A 19,904-nucleotide genomic window follows, 5' to 3' on the forward strand; every position below is an offset into this window, starting at 1 on the left:
TGGGTTTGATTCTTTCATATAGCTATAATACTATATTTTATGGGTTTGGTATAATGTTTGATTACCTTTGTACATATGTACATAGCTTTTGTGGCAATACAACCTATAGCTTTAGCCCATGGTTGTTTGCTAAAAAAAGTAACACAATGAAATTTAATCGGTTAAATTTCAAATTTTTTAGGACACAATTTATGATCCATCAAGCTAACAATACGAACGATAAAGATGCCGATGATAGTGTAGAAGTGACGCGCCATCAATCCAAAATCAACATTCATAGTGTTGTGCTGGTGATTATGTTAGCGCTCGTGGTGACATTTTTGATGGTGGTTGGGGTCAGTTATCTGTATGAAGCCAACAACTTAAAAGGACAGTCATCAAAATATTTATGTCCGTCAGCTTCTGCCGTACAAGTGGGTATATGCATTAAAAGCTAATAGTGGGTTTGCTATTAGGCGTGAATGGTTATTATATCTGCCGACTGGGTTAATCCAGTCGGTTTTTTAATGGCTAAGTTCAAGGGCTTTGAATTGAAATGCTTTAAATTAAAGCGCTTTTAGCTGATAAATGCCGGCAAAAATTTGCCCCATTTTTTTATATTTAAGTGGCTCAAGTGACGCGGTAAAAGATTCTAACAGGTGGCTATGATCTTGATCGCTTTCGATATACAGTAATGTCTGCGGATGAATTAACTGATGGTTGATTAACCCATGCAAAATTGTATCCCATAACGCTAGTTGATAAGGCGGGTCGATAAACACCACATCAAACGGCTCGGTCTTTGCCAGTTGTGGTAAGGCATGTTGTATCGTAGCTTCCATTGTCACAATTTTTGTATCAGCAATACCTAACAGGGCTTGGGTGGCTTTAATTTGCCTACATTGCTCATGGTTAGGCTCGATAGAAGTTAACTGCTTGGCACCCCGCGACAAGGCTTCAAAACCGAGCACCCCACTACCAGCACAGCAATCTAGTACCTTGGCATTGACTAAATCATCGGCAAGCCAGTTAAATATTGTCTCTCGGACACGGTCGGGGGTTGGTCGCAACCCATCGGCATCGATAAACGCTACCAAACGCCGCCGATACTCGCCGCCGATGATACGGACGTGAGAAATAGGGGGGGATTTGGTGGCTTTATTGGCTCGTTTGCTAATTTTGGACATCATGGTTTAGAAATCATAGTTTGGACATCTACATTACGTTAGTCAGCGCCACCCACCGCAGGGAGTTTGGCGGTATTGGGTTTTGAGATAATAGGTTTACCCGACAAAACTAACGCTGCCCGTTGCAATTTGGCGGCTTGTTTTTCGGCGTTGATTTTGGCAAGTTCTTCAGGCGATGGGGGCACAATCGGTTTTTTGATTTTATCAATGAGCCAGTAATCCATCATTTTACGCACAATCGGTGCTACCCAGCCACCATGCCGACCGTTTTCTACGATGACGGCAATGGCAATTTGCGGGTTTTCGACCGGGGCAAAACCAACAAACCAGCCATGATCCCAGTGGCGCGAGTCAAGCGCGGCTTCGTTATAGCGTTTACCTTGTGCGATAGATTTGACCTGCGCTGTGCCTGTTTTGCCAGCGATGCGATAAGTTGGCGTATAGATATTATGCGCTGTGCCTTTTTTGACCACATCTTCCATGGCTAGGTGCATACGCTGCCAATCATTGGGGTTACCGTTGTATTGAATTTTACCATCGGGCTTTTCAATAGGGGTGACATGTTCGGCACCGGTGGATTTTTTGAGCAGATGGGGGGTTAAATGCTGTCCATCACCGGCTAGCATGGCGATACCGTTGGCAATCTGTAAGGGTGTCGCCAAAAAATACCCTTGCCCGATACTCACAGAAATGGTTTCCCCAGGCAACCAGGCTTTTTTATAGGTTTTCATTTTCCACTCAGTAGAAGGGTAGACCCCGGTTTTTTCTCCCGGCAAATCAATGCCCGTTTTACTACCAAAATTAAAACGCGTCATCCAATCATGAAGCCGGTCAATACCCAGTTGATAAGACAGCTTGTAGTAGTAGGTATCGACAGATTCGACCACGGATTTATGCAAATTGACGTTACCATGACCCGATTTTTTCCAGTCACGAAATTTATGGCTATCGCCAGGCAGACTAAAATAACCCGGATCATAAATACTACTGTCCCATCCCATTATTCCGTAATGAATCCCTGCCAAACCCTCAATCGGTTTGATAGAAGAACCCGGGGGGTATTGCCCTTGTAGCGCACGGTTGTACAGTGGCATGTCGGGGTCTTGTTGCAGTGCCTTGTATTCTCTGCTACTAATTCCAGTGATAAAGGGATTGGGGTCAAAACTTGGATTGCTCACAAAGGCTAAAATCTCGCCAGTGCTTGGGTCAATTGCCACCGCCGCGCCGCGTTTACCATTTAATAAATCGCTGGTCAATTTTTGTAACCCATAATCAAGGCTTAGATAAATATCATTGCCGGGAATGGGTGGTTTGGTATCGAGTTTTTTGATGATATCGCCATAGGCATTGGTTTCAATTGATTGATAACCGGGTTTGCCCAGTAGCAGCGACTCGTAATATTTTTCAATCCCTGTTTTACCTATCAAATCGGTGCCTGCATACAGCTTTTTATCCAACTTTTTACTATCGTTGTCGCTGATACGCCCAACATAGCCAATCACATGGGCAAATAAGTCACTGTAGGGATAGGTGCGCGTGAGTTTACTTTGAATCGTCACGCCTTTAAAAAACGGTTTACGTTCACTAAACTGGGCAACTTGCTGTTCGGTAAGTCCAATTTTAATGGTGACAGGTTCGTTTTTACTTTTTTTAAGGGCTTTTGAAGCTTCACTGATTTCTTCAGGTGTCAACTGAAAAATCGGCGTGAGTAGCGCCAAGGTATTGTCAGGATTGTCAATTTCATCAGGACTGATGACAGCGGTAAAAACAGGCTGGTTATCTGCCAAAATCACGCCGTTCCGGTCATAAATGTAGCCGCGACTGGGCGGTGCAGAAACCAGCTTGATACGATTATTGTCAGACTGGGTGACGTACTGGTCATGGGTATAAATTTGTAGATAAGCATAGCGTACAATCAAGCCAACCAAGCCCAAAAACACAAACACCGATGCCAAAATTACCCGGCGGCGAAAGATAAGATTTTCACGTTGCATATCTGAAGAATGGGGTGGTTTCATAAGCGGGTAACAGCAATTAGAACGGTTTTAAAAAGGGTCGCGGTGCGATGAATGTTTAGCTTAATGCAAATATAGGGATATCACCCAGCTACTAAGCTCCTATATGGGTGGCTTAAGTATGGGTGGCTTAAATCTGATGGCTCAAATCAAAATTTAAGAGCGATATACTAGCATAAAACATGGCAAATAAGCATGCCCAAATCCTGTCAAAATCGCAAATAACTAACGGCTGCTGTCAAAACAAGTGTATCAAATTATGATAGCCGCATTGACGGCAATATGGATGATAACATAGGGACGCAAAACCGCTAAAAATACAACTTCTTCAGGTAAAATATATCTTTCTGTGCTAAAATCTAGCAGTTTGAACGCACCCATATTCACGCACCCATACTACAGACGTTGTCAAGCAAACCTTGTAATGTCATCTCGGTTTTATGGTCCTTTGATTTTAGCTTTTTCACCATGTGAGCTTTTTTGATATGTTTGCAGAAATTTGGCACAAGCTTGCAATCCATCCGCAATTTTTCGCCATGCTGACCATTCCATTTGTGACAGCAGTCGTGACTTGGGCGCATGTATGGATGGCGCTCAAGATGCTATTTTATCCCATTCATTTTTGGGGCATTAAGATTCAAGGATTTCCAGGCGGCGGTATCGGCTGGCAGGGCATTGTGCCACGCAAAGCGGGTAAAATATCCGGGATTATCGTTGACCAAACTTTATCCAAGCTTGGCTCGCTCGATGAGTTTTTCCAAGCCATGCACCCTGAAGAAGTGGCGGATTTTATCAGCCAAACCATGAACCAAAACTTGGATTTGCTGATTGATGAAATCATGAATGAGCGCTCGGCAACGCTGTGGGCGAATTTGCCTTTTGCTGTCAAACGCCGTATCTATGCGTATGGACACGAGCAATTGCCAGCTATCATGAAAAATCTGGTGCTCGACTTGACCTACAATGTCGAAAACTTGGTCGATATGCGCGAGATGATTGTTAACAAGATGGAAAGCGACCGTGCGCTGATGGTGCGCATGTTTTTGAAAGTAGGTCAAAAAGAGATTAATTTTATTTGGCATATCAGTGCGTTGATTGGGTTTGTATTTGGTATTTTGCAAATGGCGATTTTTTGGTTTGTGCCGCAGCATTGGACGGTGCCGTTTTTTGCCGCGATTTGGGGGCTGTTGACCAATTGGATTGCCATCTGGATGGTATTTAATCCGATTGAGCCGCATTATTATCGCTATCCCAAATTTTTTAGTTTTAGCAAATCACTGCCGTTTATTCGCTTTGAAAAACCGCACATGGGACAATTTAACTGGCAAGGTGGTTTTATGAAACGCCAGCCTGAGGTCTCTGAGGTGTTTGCTGAGATTGTGGTCAAAGATTTGGTCACGCTCAAAAACATCATGCATGAAATGATGTATGGCAGCCGTGCGATGCAAACGCGTGAGCTGATTAAAAAACACCTAAACCCAATATTGGAATCACAGGTGATTCAAACGAGCTTGAAATTTGGTTTAGGTCGTAAAGAGTTTGGTCAGCTCAGACACGTGATTATTGATAAGTCAATAGCAGCGACCATGGTGCCGATGAGTAATCCTGAGCTTAACCTTAGCCGCGCAGAAAAAATCTTTGGGCTGTTTCGAGACCGTATTCGCGCATTGACGCCCAATGAATTTCAAAATCTGTTGCGTCCTGCCTTTCGTGAAGATGAATTAACACTGATTATTTTGGGCGGCGTGACAGGGTTTTTGGCGGGCTGGATACATTTGATATTGGTGTTTTATTAATTTGACCCATTTTTTTGGTGAAAATTCTACAGTGTGATAACCACTACAGCGATAGGAGCAGTGGGTATGTTAATTACTGAATTGGGCTATTTTGCGCTTATTTCAGCCTTGGTGATTGCCATTTTACAGGTTATTTTGCCAGCAGTCGGGGTGTTTAAACACCAACCTGCTTGGCAACGACTGGCGGGAAGTTTTGCCATTGCGCAGTTTTTGGCAACCGGCACGTCATTTTTGTGCCTGATGTATGGGTTTTATGCCAATGATTTTACGTTGATTTATGTCGCCAATCAGTCAAATTCTTTGCTGCCTTGGTACTATCGCTTATCAGCCACATGGGGCGGGCATGAAGGCTCACTGTTACTGTGGGTCACCATTTTGGCGACTTGGGGCGCGGCGGTGGCCGTTTTTAGTCGAAGCTTGCCGCTTGCCATGCGCGCACGCGTGTTGGTGATTATAGCCTTTGTGCAAATGATGATGCTAAGCATGGTGATTTTTGTGTCGTCACCTTTTAATCGCAGTCTACCCAGCATCCCAGTGGATGGCAAAGATTTGAATCCACTACTGCAAGACCCTGGATTAATTTTTCATCCACCGATGCTATATATGGGCTATGTGGGCGCGGTGGTACCGTTTGCTTTTGCCATGGCAGCATTATGGGCAGGTCGGTTAGATGCGGTGTGGACGCGTTGGTCGCGTCCTTGGACACTAGCGGCTTGGTGTTGTTTGACCTTAGGGATCGTGTTTGGCTCAATGTGGGCATACAACGAGCTTGGCTGGGGCGGCTGGTGGTTCTGGGACCCTGTGGAGAACGCGTCCTTTATGCCTTGGCTCGGTGGGGTGGCATTATTACACTCATTGGCAGTTACCGAAAAGCGCGGCGTGTTCAAAGCTTGGACGATTATGTTGGCGATTTTCACTTTTGCTTTAAGTTTATTGGGTACGTTTTTGGTACGTTCGGGGGTCATTACCTCTGTTCACTCATTTGCCGCAGATCCCACACGCGGTCTGTTTATCCTAGTGATTTTGGGCGTGGTCATCGGTGGCGGTCTGGCGATGTTTGCGTGGCGCGGTTGGCGCTTGACCCAAGAAAGCCATTATCAGCTCAAATCTCGTGAGACGTTATTGGTCATCAATAACATTATTATATTAGTCGCAACCATCGTGGTGGTGATTGGCACACTTTATCCAATGCTGGCCGATGCGTTAAAACTGGGTCAAGTATCGGTGGGAGCGCCCTATTTTAATGCGTTATTTGTGCCGTTAACTTGGTTATTGTTGTTGTTTTTAGCCATTGGACCGGTCAGCCGTTGGAAAAAAGACACCCGTCCATTGTTAGGTATAGGCTTGGCGATTTTAGCCAGTTGTTTTGTGTTAGCCGGGGTTTTAAGCTATTTCTTGGTCAGTAGTATCAACATCAATATCTTTATGTCAGCGGCATTGTGTTTATGGGTGTTGGTATGGATGGTGATTGATATCAAAGACAAAACCCGTAACGCGCGCTCGCTGGGCGCTGGGCTAAAACGTCTGCACATGGGCTATTGGGGAATGCAGCTGGCGCATTTGGGTATTTTGCTATCCGTGATGGGTATTGCCATTACCACAAGCTTAAGTATCGAAAAAGACATTGCCATGCAAAAAAACCAATCGGTTGAAGTACAAGGCTACCAGTTCACGATGGATGAGCTAAAAAAAATTCGCGGCGCCAACTTTGATGCCACCCAAGCGGTGGTCAGTGTTCGTAAAAATAACCAAATAGTCGCCACCCTTTATCCAGAAAAACGCCATTATGTGGTCAGTCAAATGCCCATGACCGAAGCTTCTATCCAGTATAACCCATTAAGAGATATCTATATGGCAATGGGAGAGCCTATTTTGGACGCCAATCAAAGTGAAGCCAATGCCACTAAATGGGCGGTGCGTATCTATATCAAACCTGGCGTACGCTGGGTGTGGTGGGGTGGTTTTGTGCTGGCGCTCGGTGCGATTTTAAGTATGTTTGATAAACGCTATCGTAAACTGCCTAGACTTGCTGATATGAGTGATGACAAGTCGGGGAATTTGGCAGCGATTAACACCCCAGCGGCAATCGCCCCCGTGTTAGTAAAAAATGACAGTGAGTTAGGTGAGGAGAGTGCTCATGGCAATGCGTAAAAGACAACTTTGGTTTTTGATTCCTTTGGTGCTTTTTTTGATTATCATTGCGCTGTTTTATACGCGGTTGGGCAAAGATACCACGGTAGTGACCAACACCTCGCTCAATCGCGCTTTGCCAAGTTTTAGCTTACCGTCTTTGGGTAACCCATCACAAATGATTACCCAAGCACAGCTACCCAAACAGCCATTTCTACTCAATATATGGGCATCTTGGTGTGTGACTTGTAAAGTTGAACACCCGTTTTTATTGCAAATGTCAAAAGCAGGTGTACCGATTGTTGGGGTCAATTATAAAGATGAAACCAAAGACGCGCTCGATTATCTCAACACCCATGAAGACCCATTTACCCTCAATGTGCAAGATAAAGAAGGGAATTTTGGCATTGATTTGGGTCTGACAGGTGTGCCAGAGTCGTTTGTGGTCGATGGCAAAGGCAATGTGCGCCAGCATATCTTGGGTGAAATCAACGAAGAGCGCTACAACAAGCAAGTATTGCCTTGTATGACTGCGCTGCGTGAACAAGCCGCTGATGCTAAAATCCGTGAGGTGTGCCAATGAGTATCACATTTGCAAAAATTCGTCACCTGATGGGTGTGGTGTTGCTAGTCGCAGGGTTATCCATATCGGCTTGGGCAAATATTGATACCTACCAATTTGACAACCCGCGCCAAGAAGCCCAGTATCGTGCGCTCATTGAAGAATTTCGTTGTCCAAAATGTCAAAACCAAAACTTGGCAGGTTCCGATGCGCCAATTGCACAAGATTTAAAACAAAAGACTTATGACATGGTCAAAGACGGTCGTTCCGACGCCGAAATTCGCCAGTATATGAATGAGCGCTACGGTGATTTTATTAGCTACAAACCCCCTGTGCGCCCATCTACCTGGATTTTATGGTTTTTTCCGCCTGTGCTGTTGGTGTTTGTAATGCTGGCTTGGTTTATTCGTAACCGTAATTCGTCAAAACGTGCCGCTGTCATTGCCAATCCCATAGAAGACGGCTATGCGCCACTTTCAGCCGCCGAACAACAGCGATTACAAGACTTGTTAAACGCCAATGATAACGCTGCCAATGCTAAAACTAGTGAAATCAATCAAGCAGCGGTTAAGGAAAATTAATGTCAACGCTAATTATTTTTATCATTGTCGCGCTTTTGTTTGCTATCACGCTTGCGGTATTTATTTTGTTACCATGGTTGCAAACCCAAGACCATCACGCCATCGCCAATCGCGCTGATAATCAGCTACTAACGCTCAATATTGAAGTATTCAAACAACGATTGGTAGAACTTGATGCCGATTTTGGTGAGGGTGAAATCGATGAGGCGACTTATCAAACCCAAAAACTGGCGTTAGAGCGTCAATTACTAGACATCAGTGACAATCAAGATACCAGCCATTTTACTCCCAATTGGAAAAGCCGTCTGATAGTTATCATCTGGATTCCGCTGTTATCTGCGATGGCTTATGCGATGATTGCCGACCGCACGCCCGTCTATCAATTATGGGATGCACAAAATCGTTTGGGAAAAGTCGCGGATGACTTATTGACCGCAAAAATCGATACGCCACCCGAATGGGCGACCAAAGACAGTGTGGGACTGATTAGTGCCATGCAAACCAATGTGCATCATCATGCCACCGATCCGCTACGTTGGTTCCGTCTCTCTGAAGTGTTTGTAGCTTTGCAAGCACCCGAGCAAGCAATTGAAGCCTTGGCAAGGGCGTATCGTCTCAATCCTGATGATGAAAAAATCGCCATCACCTACGCCCAAACTAGCTTTTTTACCCAAGGCGGGGTAATGGATGACAAAACCCGTCAAGTGGTTGAGCATATTCTAGCCAAAAGTCCCAAACACCAAGGCGCACAAATGCTGATGGCAATGGGCGAAATGCGGGCGGGCAACTACGCGCAGTCTCGAAAATGGGTAGAACTGCTACGCACCGAAATCCAAGCGCGTCCTGGCGATCATACCCAAGCCTTAAGCAGCTTATCTGAACTTGAGCAGACTATCAACCAGCGGGAAGCCCAAGGCGAACAGGCGATTACAGTCAATGTCAAAGTCACCCCGGAGATATTAGGGCGGGTGAAAAAAGGCGAAAGCTTATTTGTTAATGTGCGTAAGATGGCAGGTGGTCCCCCTGTTGCTGCCAAAAAACTGTCAGCAGATAGCTTAACCATCAATGGTATGGCAATTAACATCAGCGATAACGATAGCATCATGCCGACCATGACCTTAAGTTCGGCGATTAGCACGAATGAGCCATTGGTGATTACTGCCCGGATTAGTGCTTCAGGTGACGCCATGCCGCAAAGTGGTGACTTGACGAGTAACCCCGTACCGCTAGAGAAAACGGCTGACTCGACAACCGTATTGATTGATAAAATCGTGCCTTAAATCGTTATGAAAAATCTCTTGATTGAATAGGGGATTAATTGAATAAGGGGCGGATTAAAGCTTGCCACATTTTTATTTTTAATACCCCTATCAATTTAAATTATTTTGCAAAAATTGCTTGAGATTTTAGCGGTTAACGAGTATTGTTAACCCAGTATTTCAAAACTGTTAGTTATTCGAACACACCATTTGTGGGTCTTTTTTGCTATTGCAGTAATGAGATAGGGCGATTTTAATAATTTCGACTTAAGGAATAGGTTTATGAAGCGTATTATTCTTTTAGGGCCACCTGGCGCTGGTAAGGGTACCCAAGCACAAATCATCACCAAGGAATTTAATATTCCACAAATCTCAACAGGTGATATGCTACGTGCCGCTATCAAAGAAGGTACTGAGCTTGGCAAACAAGCCAAAAGTATCATGGATGCCGGCGGACTTGTCTCAGATGATTTAATTATCAACCTAGTTAAAGCCCGTATTGCGCAGCCAGATTGTGCCAACGGTTGTATTTTTGATGGCTTTCCGCGTACCATTCCACAAGCCCAAGCGTTAGCCGATGCAGGCGTACACATCGATAACGTGGTAGAAATTGCCGTACCTGATGAAGACATTGTGTCTCGTTTGTCAGGTCGTCGTTCTCATCCTGCTTCAGGTCGCGTGTACCATGTGGTCTACAATCCACCCAAAGTGGCAAATAAAGATGACGAAACTGGTGAAGACTTGGTTCAGCGTGATGACGATAAAGAAGATACCATCCGCGATCGTTTAGCGACTTATCATAACCAAACAGAAGCTTTGGTTGGTTTTTATCAAGACTTGGCAAAATCAGGTCAAAATGCGCCGCGCTATGCTAAATTTGATGGTACACAAGCGATTGATAAAGTCAGTGAACAAGTCCTTGCCGAGTTAAAAGCATAATTAAAACCATGATTAAAAGCGTCAATGGGTTTTTAAGAAAATTAATATTAGGTAAGCTAAATAAAAAGCTGAAATTTTGATTTCAGCTTTTTTTTATAACTAAATCAATTTTATAGCTAAATCAGTCTCAATAAAAAAGCCAATTCAATATGAATTGGCTTTTTAAGTTTTAAACAAACAATTAAGCAGTTTTAAGGGCTTTAATTGCTTTGTTTAAGCGGCTTTTATGACGTGCTGCTTTGTTTTTGTGAATCACGCCTTTGTCAGCAATACGGTCAATCACTGGAACTGCTTTTTTGTAAGCTTCAGTCGCTGCTTCGTAGTTTTTATCTTCAACGGCTTTTACCACATGTTTGATGAAAGTACGAACCATAGAACGTTGTGATGCTTTTAATTGACGACGTTTAACGTTTTGACGAGCGCGTTTGCGAGCTTGTGCAGAATTTGCCACGTAAATCTCCTTGGATTTGCAATATAAATCGATCTGTTAGTAAGTGAGCAGCCATTCGCTTATTACAGACACGGGTAGTTAGGGTTGCTTGAATCCTTGAATCACTAGACACGGAAACACAATTAACGATATCAAGCGGATTTAAAGCCCGCTATTTTAGCAAACTCACGCTACAATGACAACTTATTCGGCAGATTATTCAGCGTATTTCGTCTGTTGACCAAAAAACCATCGCGCAATGCCCACCAACGCTGAAAAAAACGTATTTGTAGGTGAAAGTTTTGATTATCTGTGATTAAATAAAATGACATTAAAAACTCATAAAATATTCATACTGAGGTCATTGTTTTATGCAGCGCACAGCATTAATTATCGGTGCAACCGGGTTGGTAGGCAATTCATTACTCACTCAGCTTGGCAGTCTCTATCAAAAAGTCATTATCATTGCGCGCTCTCAGCCAAAAGGGTTGAGTGATTCGATGCATTTTTACCAGCTTAAAGATTTTAATCAAATGCATGAATTTGTGTCTGCGCTGTCGATTGGTAAAGACACCGATGCTTTTAGCTGTCTGGGTACCACCATTAAGGAAGCGGGTAGTGAAGCGGCTTTTCGACAAATCGACTTTACCTATAATGTCGAATTTGCAAAAGCTTGCAAACAAAAAGGCGTAGAGCGGTTTTTTTTGTTATCGGCAATGGGCGCCAATGCCGACAGTCGCTTTTTTTATAACCGTGTCAAAGGTGAGCTTGAGACGGCGATTGGTAATTTAGGCTTTCAAGAATTGGCAATTTTTCGTCCCTCTTTGCTGCTTGGCAAACACGATGACCGTAAACTTGAAACCATCGCGCAGACGGCGTATAAACTCATCAAACCTATTGTGCCTAAAAAACTGCCTGTCCGTCCCATAGAAGCCGATAGGGTAGCGATGGCAATGGCGCTGGTGAGCAACAATTGGCACATCAAACATACCTATGAAAAATGTGCTAATAGCGTCGATACCGCCAAGAAAACCCAAGTTATCAGTAACGGTGAAATGCTAGCGATGACGCGGTTTAGAAACTAACCTTCCCAAAAAACGATTGACTTAAGGAGCCATGATGAGCGACATGACGTTACAAAATTTTATTACCTGCGATTTATTAGATGATAATCCAGAATGTCAGGTTTGTGCACCCAACATGGAAGGCAAACGCTTTTTTAGCTATGGCGGTAACACAAAATTTGGCGGTGAAGTGGTAACCGTCAAATGCTTTGAAGACAATAGCCGTGTTAAAGAGCTGTTAGCCACGTATGGCAAAGATGAGAAAGGCAATGGCAAAGTTTTGGTGGTAGACGGTGGCGCATCAATGCGCTGTGCCTTGCTGGGTGATATGATTGCACAAAGTGCGGTTGATAATGGCTGGGCTGGCGTGATTGTTTATGGCTGTGTGCGAGATGTAGATGATATGGGCAAAATGCCAATTGGCGTACAAGCGCTCGGCGCCATTCCCCGCAAATCTAATCGCAAGGGTGTGGGCGAGACGGATATCGAAATCAGCTTTGGCGGTCTAACTATCAACTCTGGCATGTATGTGTATGCAGATAATAATGGCATGATTGTGAGTACGACATCATTGCTTTAATGAGCTAAGTTAAGCTACTAAACTAAAAAGTAGACTATGTGGGTTAAAAACCCGCATCAAGTGTTGATATATTAACTGTTTATGTGGCTTGACTGCGTTAATATCAGCGCATGAAAGCACGTACTTTTTCTGATTTTTTTATTGTCATATCATTTTGGGAATTATTATGAAACTACATCAAACTCTGCTATCGCTTGCCATCGCCACCGTCATGTATCACGCTGCGCCCGCGCAAGCCGCGCCCGCGCTAACGTATGCTGGCGATAATCCTCATATTGTTAATCTTGCCAATACCAACGCTTGGCTTGAAGTAGATACTGAAGCGTACGGGCATAATATTGAAGCGATGCGCGCGCATTTAGGTGGTAAATCCCAAATCTGTGCGATTTTAAAAGCCGATGCGTATGGCTTTGGCATTGATAATTTGATGCCTACCGTGATTGAGCATAAAGTGCCTTGTATCGGCATTGCCAGTAACGAAGAAGCCCGTATCGCCCGCAAACACGGCTATAAAGGACGAGTGATGCGGGTGCGTACGGCGACCAACCAAGAAATTGAAGACGGCTTAAAATACAATGTCGAAGAGTTATTTGGTACCCTTAAACAAGCCCAAACTGCCAGTGATATCGCACGAGCAGCGGGCGTGGTCATTAATTTTCATATGGCACTCAACGACGGCGGCATGGACCGTAACGGCTTGGATTTGAGCGTTGAGAAATCTAAACAAGACGCTTTGGCAATTACCAAGCTTAAAAATCTCCACATCGTCGGTATCATGACCCATTTTCCTGTTGAAGATAAAGCCGATGTACAAAAAGGGTTGGCTAGTTTTAAACAAAACACCGATTGGCTGATTAAAACCGCCAAACTCGACCGTAAAAAACTCACCATCCATGCGGCGAACTCATTTGTGTCACTGAACGTGCCAGAAGGTTGGTTTGATATGGTGCGTCCAGGAGGGATTTTGTTTGGCGAGCCTTACTATGAACGTCCAGATTTCAACTACATTATGTCGTTCAAAAGCCGTGTGGCTAGCGTCAATTTCTATCCTAAAGGCTCAACTGTTGGCTATGACCGTACTTATACCTTGACACGAGATAGCTATTTGGCAAATTTACCATTTGGTTATTCAGACGGCTACCGTCGCGCCTTTACCAACAAAGGTCATGTCTTAATTAATGGTCATAAAGTCCCTGCATTGGGCAAAATTTCGATGAATACCACTATGGTCGATGTCACCGATTACCCCGATGTCAAAGCAGGCGATGAGGTGGTTATCTTTGGTAAACAAGGTAGTGCCGAAATCACCCAGTCGGAAATCGAAGATATTACAGGTACACTCTTTACCGAAATCTACGCCAACTGGGGTAACTCAAATCCTAAATTTGTCAAAGCGCAAATCACTAAATCGCTCAAAAAATAACGTCAGCTTGACAAAAAAGCACCGTCAAATTGGCGGTGTTTTTTTGCATATCACTTTGGTAAAAACGCTAGATTGCTGCATTGCAGGGATAAAGTGTTATTGCCAAAAAGTCTGCTAAAACACTGCTATTTTAGCTTTAATTTTTCAGCAAAAACCCCCACAATAACGTCATTATTTTTCGCCCTTCTTAATCAAAAGACTTATAACCAAAAGTCCGATAACCAAAAGACCTATACCAATGACGAATGTTACACACCCCCTGTCCCATCTTTCCTTTCGCCTTAACCAATCGTTGTTTGACAATGCTAAGCATGACAAAAAATGGCTGGGCAATTTACAAGGCATGGCCCAAGCCTTATGGCTTGCCAGCCTCACCAGTAGCGATAGTGGTCAGCAAAACCGCCTAAAAGTCGTTGTGACCCGTGACCAAAATCAGCTCAATCAGCTTGAAACAGAGTTGGCATTTAGTGGGGTTGATGCCCATGTGTTTCCTGATTGGGAAACGCTTACCTATGACGAGTTGTCACCGCACCATGACATTGTCTCTGAGCGGATTCATTTGCTTACCCATATGCCAACTGATGGTATTTTACTGATTTCCGTGCAGACCTTAATGCACCGCGTCGCCCCTGCCTCATGGCTATTGGGGCAACACTTTGATTTGTCAGTGGGTGACACCTTCGATGTGGCAACCGAACGTCGAAAACTGGCGACTGCGGGCTATCATGCGGTAGATAATGTCTTTGAGCCTGGGGAATTTGCTGTGCGTGGTAGCGTGATTGATTTGTTTGCCATTGGTCAGCCGTTTCCAGTGCGCATTGATTTGTTTGATGATGAGATTGAGAGTATCCGTTTTTTTAACCCGCAAACCCAGCGTAGCTTGACCCAAGCGGATTTGGACGAATTAAAAGACAGTGACCCCCATCAATATGTCAAGTTCATGAATAGTCAAAAAAAATCGGCTGAAACCATCGGTAAAATCACCAGCTTTCAGATTTTACCTGCGCGAGAATTTCCCCTGGATGAGGGTAAAGAAACGTTTCGCGCCAATTTTGCTAGCACCTTTGCCAACACATCCGCCCGCCGTTTTGAGCTGTTTAACGATGTGATGAACGGCATTGCACCCGCGGGGGTGGAGTATTATCAGCCATTATTTTTTGACACGGATACTTGGCAAAATGGCTCGGATTTTTTTAGTTATTTGCCCAAAGATAGCTTGTTTATCGTCGATAATCAAATAGACACGGCTTACCAAAATTTTTGGCAACAAATCCAAACTCGCTACAATGACCGCAGGCACGATATCGAAAAACCTATTGTGGCACCGCAAGATTTGTATCTGGCAGAACATATTTTTAACGAAAAAATTGCCCAATATCCTCGCATTATCACCAGCGAACAACCAATTGATGAGACCAAAGCAGGGGCAATCAACGCAGTGGTTGACACACCACCTGATTTAACCGTTGACCACAAACTTGCTCAGCCACTACAAAGACTGATTGCATTTCGCGAGCAGTTTGCTAAACCGATATTATTGGTTGCCGAAACTGCGGGTCGCCGTGAGATTTTATCGGAGCTGTTGCAAAAACGCTTTAATTTGCAAAGTGTTTCAGGATTGACCGATTTTCTTGCAAACATGGATGAGGCGCATAGTAATGCGATTGCCTTGACCATTGCACCGATTGAACGAGGTGCGTTACTCCCCGATAAGTTTGCGATTCTCTCAGAAACCCAGTTGTTTGGACGGCAGGTGTTACAGACTCGCCGCCGTCGCCAAAGCGATGTGTCTGATGAATTTTTGGTTAAATCAGTCAGTGAGCTTAACATCGGCGACCCTGTGGTGCATATTGATTTTGGCGTTGGGCGTTATCAAGGCTTGATTACCCTTGAGATTGATAGACAATTGCAAGAATTCATCCATCTTACCTATGCAGATGATGCCAGTGTGTATGTGCCTGTGGCAAATCTGCAGCTTATCAGCCGTTATGCGGGTGGCGACTCGTCAACCGCACCGCTTCATACCATAGGTAGCGGTAAATGGGATAAAGCCAAAGCCAAAGCACTCAGCCAAATTCATGATGTGGCGGCGGAACTGCTCAACGTGCAAGCCCGCCGTGATGCCAAAGTGGGCATTAACTTCCCAATTGACCAAATCCAATATGACTTATTTGCCAGTCAATTTGCGTTTGAAGAAACGCCTGATCAAGCCAATGCCATTGAAGCGGTTAAGTTTGATATGAAGCAAAATAAACCCATGGACAGGCTGGTGTGCGGCGATGTCGGTTTTGGTAAAACCGAAGTGGCAATGCGTGCCGCTTTTATTGCGGTGCAAGCAGGGTATCAAGTGGCAGTGCTAGTACCAACGACGCTGCTTGCTGGGCAACACGAAGACAACTTTTTGGATAGATTTGCCGATTGGCCCATTCGTATTGAAAGCCTGTCGCGCTTTGGCACCAAAAAACAGCACGATGCGATTCTCAAAGGCTTAGCCGAAGGTAAAATTGATATCGTTATCGGTACCCACCGTATTTTGCAAGAAGATGTCAAGTTTGCCAACTTAGGTCTGATGATTGTCGATGAGGAGCACCGTTTTGGCGTCCGAGATAAAGAGCGTATCAAAGCCATGCAATCGGATGTCGATGTACTATCGATGACCGCGACACCCATTCCGCGCACGCTGAACATGGCGTTATCGGGTATGCGCAACATGTCGATTATTGCCACGCCCCCGGCAAGGCGGTTGGCAATTAAAACCTTTGTCATGCAAAAGTCTGATAACTTACTCAAAGAAGCGATTTTGCGTGAATTATTGCGTGGCGGACAGGTGTTTTTACTGCATAACGATGTGGCAAGTATTGAGCGCATGGCAGAAACCGTGCGAGAGCTTGTGCCCGAATCTCGGGTGGCAGTGGCTCACGGTCAGATGAAAGAACGAGAGCTTGAGCAAATCATGCAATCGTTTTACCACAAAAGACACAATGTATTGGTGTGTACCACCATCATCGAAACAGGCATTGATATCCCCAATGCCAATACCATTATCATTAACCGTGCCGATAAATTCGGGCTAGCCCAGCTTCACCAACTGCGCGGCCGCGTTGGGCGTAGTCACCACCAAGCTTACTGTTATCTACTTGTGCCGTCTATTAAAGGCTTGACCAGCGACGCCCAAAAGCGCCTAGATGCCATTAGCCGTGCCAATACATTGGGGGCAGGCTTTATGCTTGCCAGTGAAGACCTTGAGATTCGTGGGGCGGGCGAGCTGCTGGGCAAAAACCAAAGCGGCAATATGCAAGCGGTTGGTTTTAACCTGTATATGGATATGCTAAACCGTGCCACCAAAGCCATCAAAGCAGGCAAACAACCTGATTTGAACACCCCATTATCGCTAACCAGTGATATTAATCTGCATTTGTCGGCACTCATTCCTGAAGATTATCTGGGTGATGTGCATCAGCGGCTATTGTTTTATAAGAAAATCGCCAATGCTGAAGACTATGACAGCCTAATTAGCATCCGCAGCGAAATGCTAGACCGTTTTGGCAGTTTGCCGGAGCCGACCAAAAATTTATTTGCCATTCACCAAATCCGCTTAATGGCTGAAGCGCTGGAGATAAGCAAGATTGATGGCAATGAGCGGCAAGTCACCTTTGAGTTTTCACCCAGCACCCCTGTGGAAGCCATTACCATTATTGGGCTTATTCAGTCGAATCCGAAAAAATTTAAAATGAATGGCGCGACAGGGCTAAAAATGATGGATGACAAAGCCCTTGCCACACCAGAAGGACGGATTGACGCGGTAAAAAATCTCATAGAGAAATTATCTTTAAAAGCGTGATGATGACCTGATAATAAATAATTATTGGCTCATCATAAGCGTGTTATAGCAAAAAAGAAGATTTAGAAAATGATGGAAAATCAATTACCTAATGGCGAGCGCCTAATTGAAGAACCTACTTATCCTGAAGATTGGGAATGTTGCGACAACGGCTGCGAAGAATTGTGCGTGTATGAAATTTACCGCGTCCAAAAACAAGCCTATGACGAACAGCAACAGCGACTCAAAAGCGTGCCAAAACTACTTAGCGACCTCGACAAACCTGCTCGGTAGCTGGATTATTCTTCAATAAAAGTAATTTTTTGTAAATTCATATTCCTGTCACATGAATTTCATGCTAATGTCATCAAACTCACGTTAAATATCATGACGTTATGAAGTTGCATTGATAACGTAAAATAGTAAGTAAACAACTAAAAAATGGCAAAAGCCTTAAAATGAATAAAAAATCCATAATCATTGGATAAAGAAGGATAGGAGTAAAAAATGTTAGATATGTTAAATGAAGCGTTTGAATATGAAACCGATATCATCTATCTTGACGAAGGCGATGACGCGGTAGAAATGTAAACTGCAAGTTAAGCGTAAAACCTAAAAATTCGTAACCGATAACCTCTTAATATACCGATTAAGAGGTTTGTTTTTTTTGGGCAATATAAATGAATGATTACTGACTAGTAACTAGTAACTAGTGATTAGGGACTGGTACTGGCAGGCATCGCCACCTCATGGTGCTTATCCATATCCTGCATATTGTGCATGTCGTGATTCATGTTATGATTATGGTTCATATCATCACTCATATTATGGTTCATAGGCATGGTAGTCGAAGCTGGCATAGAAGCAGGATTAGACGCAGAATGATTCATCGTCGACATATCGTGGTGCATACTCGTCTCATTCATGGCATGACTGTGTGAACCTTGATTATGTGAACCATGGTTATGGTGCATCATCATCGGGATAAAAATCACCGCAAGCCCAGACAACATCATAATCACCCCATTAATTTGGCGAAGACGAAAATTTTTAATACTCGACTGTAGCATCCCCACAGTTTTTTGCGTGGCAATCAACATCGGCATGGTACCTAGCCCAAATACAAACATTAGAGCCGCCCCTGTAGCGACGTTGTTGCCAGCAATCGCCATCATGAGCGCACCATACACCAATCCACACGGCAAAAATCCCCAAAGCAAGCCAGCAAACAAAGCTTTACCAAAGCTATCAATCGGAAACACTTTTTTGCGTATCGGGGCAAGCGATTGCCAAAAGCGCATCCCGAACTTTTCTAACTGATTAAACAGCGGTAACCCAAGCATCGCAAGCCCAATCAACACCAATACCGCACCCAGTACAATTCTTGGCGCACTGTTGCTCATAATGGATTGAAAGATTGCCACCCCAACAAGACTGGCAATCAATCCAAGCAAGGAATAACTGATGAGGCGTCCCAAATGATACGTCAAAATCAAGCCATTTTTTTTGCTGTCCGATACATGCTGCATAGACAGCCCAAAAGCCGTCACAATGCCACCGCACATCCCCAGGCAGTGCGGTGAGCCAAACAATCCCATGCTAAACGCTGCCAAAAATAATGCCCAGGTCATAAAATGCTCCAAAAAAGTCTAAAAATTTTTGCAAGACGTAAATAAATCAATAGAAACAAATCAGCAGGAAGAAAGATAACACCAACGCGTTATTTTTGCTCGTCAGTAGGGTCTTGTGTTTTTGGGGGCTGAGAAGATGAAGGTTTGGCGGGATTTTGCCCCAATTGTTCGCGGCGAAATTGTCTGTCATCTAAAATGACCCGCTGAGATTCATTGTCCAAATCGTCAAATTGGCGTGATTTGATGGCGTAATAAATGGCAAAAATACCCAATACAAATAGCACTAGACTAATAGGAATCAAAAAATACATGCTTTGCATCGTGCATCCCCATTACTTGGCGTAAACAAAAGAATTAAGTTAAAAAAACCATTATACGCTTATTTTGGCATAAATAAATGCGGCAAAATGTCGCAGCATTGCCTTAGCAATTAAATAACAGCAATTAAATAGCTTTTAGAAACCTTTGCACGAATAAACACACAAAAGTTCATTAAATTGGTATAATA

The 19,904-nt window shown here is 44.0% G+C and carries 17 protein-coding genes; 12 read left to right on the forward strand and 5 right to left on the reverse strand.

The genetic code is table 11. The annotated features are described in order from the left end of the window. The first annotated feature begins 191 nt into the window (after positions 1-191). Positions 192-437: a hypothetical protein gene (locus RT084_RS11950; protein ID WP_007115268.1), complete on the forward strand. Its 246-nt coding sequence runs from the start codon at positions 192-194 to the stop codon at positions 435-437. 108 nt (positions 438-545) lie between these two features. Here RT084_RS11950 and rsmD read toward each other — a convergent pair whose 3' ends face one another. Together rsmD and mrdA are read right to left on the reverse strand one after the other, a co-directional pair. Further along, complete coding sequence (rsmD, locus tag RT084_RS11955) at positions 546-1,169, reverse strand: 16S rRNA (guanine(966)-N(2))-methyltransferase RsmD (protein ID WP_309592689.1); 624 nt, start codon at positions 1,167-1,169, stop codon at positions 546-548. Positions 1,170-1,204: 35 nt separating this feature from the next. Beyond that, positions 1,205-3,184 carry a penicillin-binding protein 2 gene (gene mrdA, locus RT084_RS11960; protein ID WP_309592688.1) on the reverse strand — a complete coding sequence of 660 codons (1,980 nt, stop codon included), beginning with the start codon at positions 3,182-3,184 and terminating at the stop codon, positions 1,205-1,207. Positions 3,185-3,666: 482 nt separating this feature from the next. Between mrdA and RT084_RS11965 the strand changes: the two genes are divergently transcribed. The 6 genes from RT084_RS11965 to adk all read left to right on the forward strand — a co-directional run bounded on the left by RT084_RS11965 (position 3,667) and on the right by adk (position 10,448). Next, a complete protein-coding gene (locus tag RT084_RS11965; protein ID WP_065253097.1) occupies positions 3,667-4,977 on the forward strand; it encodes a DUF445 domain-containing protein in 1,311 nt (436 codons plus the stop codon). 66 nt (positions 4,978-5,043) lie between these two features. Next, a complete protein-coding gene (locus RT084_RS11970) occupies positions 5,044-7,128 on the forward strand; it encodes a heme lyase CcmF/NrfE family subunit (protein WP_312385724.1) in 2,085 nt (694 codons plus the stop codon). Continuing rightward, entirely contained in the window at positions 7,115-7,690 is a 576-nt protein-coding gene (locus RT084_RS11975; protein WP_065252789.1) for a DsbE family thiol:disulfide interchange protein, read from the forward strand. The genes RT084_RS11970 and RT084_RS11975 overlap by 14 nt, the downstream gene beginning before the upstream one ends. Then, a complete protein-coding gene (locus tag RT084_RS11980) occupies positions 7,687-8,250 on the forward strand; it encodes a cytochrome c-type biogenesis protein (protein WP_312385722.1) in 564 nt (187 codons plus the stop codon). The genes RT084_RS11975 and RT084_RS11980 overlap by 4 nt, the downstream gene beginning before the upstream one ends. Beyond that, positions 8,250-9,530, forward strand: coding sequence for a c-type cytochrome biogenesis protein CcmI (ccmI, locus tag RT084_RS11985; RefSeq protein ID WP_312385721.1), 1,281 nt, complete (start codon positions 8,250-8,252; stop codon positions 9,528-9,530). The genes RT084_RS11980 and ccmI overlap by 1 nt, the downstream gene beginning before the upstream one ends. 261 nt (positions 9,531-9,791) lie before the next feature. Then, positions 9,792-10,448: an adenylate kinase gene (adk, locus tag RT084_RS11990; RefSeq protein ID WP_312385719.1), complete on the forward strand. Its 657-nt coding sequence runs from the start codon at positions 9,792-9,794 to the stop codon at positions 10,446-10,448. Positions 10,449-10,629: 181 nt separating this feature from the next. Here adk and rpsT read toward each other — a convergent pair whose 3' ends face one another. Further along, the gene (rpsT, locus tag RT084_RS11995; RefSeq protein WP_007117302.1) at positions 10,630-10,899 is read right to left on the reverse strand and encodes a 30S ribosomal protein S20; all 270 of its coding nucleotides are present in this window, start codon (positions 10,897-10,899) and stop codon (positions 10,630-10,632) included. Between the two features lie 350 nt (positions 10,900-11,249). Between rpsT and RT084_RS12000 the strand changes: the two genes are divergently transcribed. The 5 genes from RT084_RS12000 to RT084_RS12020 all read left to right on the forward strand — a co-directional run bounded on the left by RT084_RS12000 (position 11,250) and on the right by RT084_RS12020 (position 18,059). Further along, positions 11,250-11,963 carry an NAD-dependent epimerase/dehydratase family protein gene (locus RT084_RS12000; protein WP_312386045.1) on the forward strand — a complete coding sequence of 238 codons (714 nt, stop codon included), beginning with the start codon at positions 11,250-11,252 and terminating at the stop codon, positions 11,961-11,963. 43 nt (positions 11,964-12,006) lie between these two features. Next, positions 12,007-12,522 carry a ribonuclease E activity regulator RraA gene (gene rraA, locus RT084_RS12005; RefSeq protein ID WP_201666241.1) on the forward strand — a complete coding sequence of 172 codons (516 nt, stop codon included), beginning with the start codon at positions 12,007-12,009 and terminating at the stop codon, positions 12,520-12,522. Positions 12,523-12,688: 166 nt separating this feature from the next. Next, entirely contained in the window at positions 12,689-13,945 is a 1,257-nt protein-coding gene (gene alr, locus RT084_RS12010) for an alanine racemase (protein WP_312386042.1), read from the forward strand. Between the two features lie 238 nt (positions 13,946-14,183). Beyond that, on the forward strand, positions 14,184-17,786 hold the full coding sequence (gene mfd / locus RT084_RS12015; protein ID WP_313100264.1) for a transcription-repair coupling factor: 3,603 nt from the start codon (positions 14,184-14,186) through the stop codon (positions 17,784-17,786). Between the two features lie 69 nt (positions 17,787-17,855). After that, complete coding sequence (locus RT084_RS12020; protein WP_313100266.1) at positions 17,856-18,059, forward strand: oxidoreductase-like domain-containing protein; 204 nt, start codon at positions 17,856-17,858, stop codon at positions 18,057-18,059. A gap of 422 nt (positions 18,060-18,481) precedes the next feature. Here the strand turns inward: RT084_RS12020 and RT084_RS12025 are convergent, their stop codons facing one another. Together RT084_RS12025 and ccoS are read right to left on the reverse strand one after the other, a co-directional pair. Next, entirely contained in the window at positions 18,482-19,396 is a 915-nt protein-coding gene (locus tag RT084_RS12025; protein ID WP_313100268.1) for a sulfite exporter TauE/SafE family protein, read from the reverse strand. An 89-nt stretch (positions 19,397-19,485) separates the two neighbouring features. Next, positions 19,486-19,716, reverse strand: a complete 231-nt coding sequence (gene ccoS, locus RT084_RS12030) for a cbb3-type cytochrome oxidase assembly protein CcoS (RefSeq protein WP_096489036.1) — start codon at positions 19,714-19,716, stop codon at positions 19,486-19,488. Positions 19,717-19,904 lie beyond the last annotated feature (188 nt).

The sequence above is a fragment of the Moraxella sp. CTOTU48717 genome (assembly GCF_032057165.1).
GTDB lineage: Bacteria > Pseudomonadota > Gammaproteobacteria > Pseudomonadales > Moraxellaceae > Faucicola > Faucicola tetraodonis.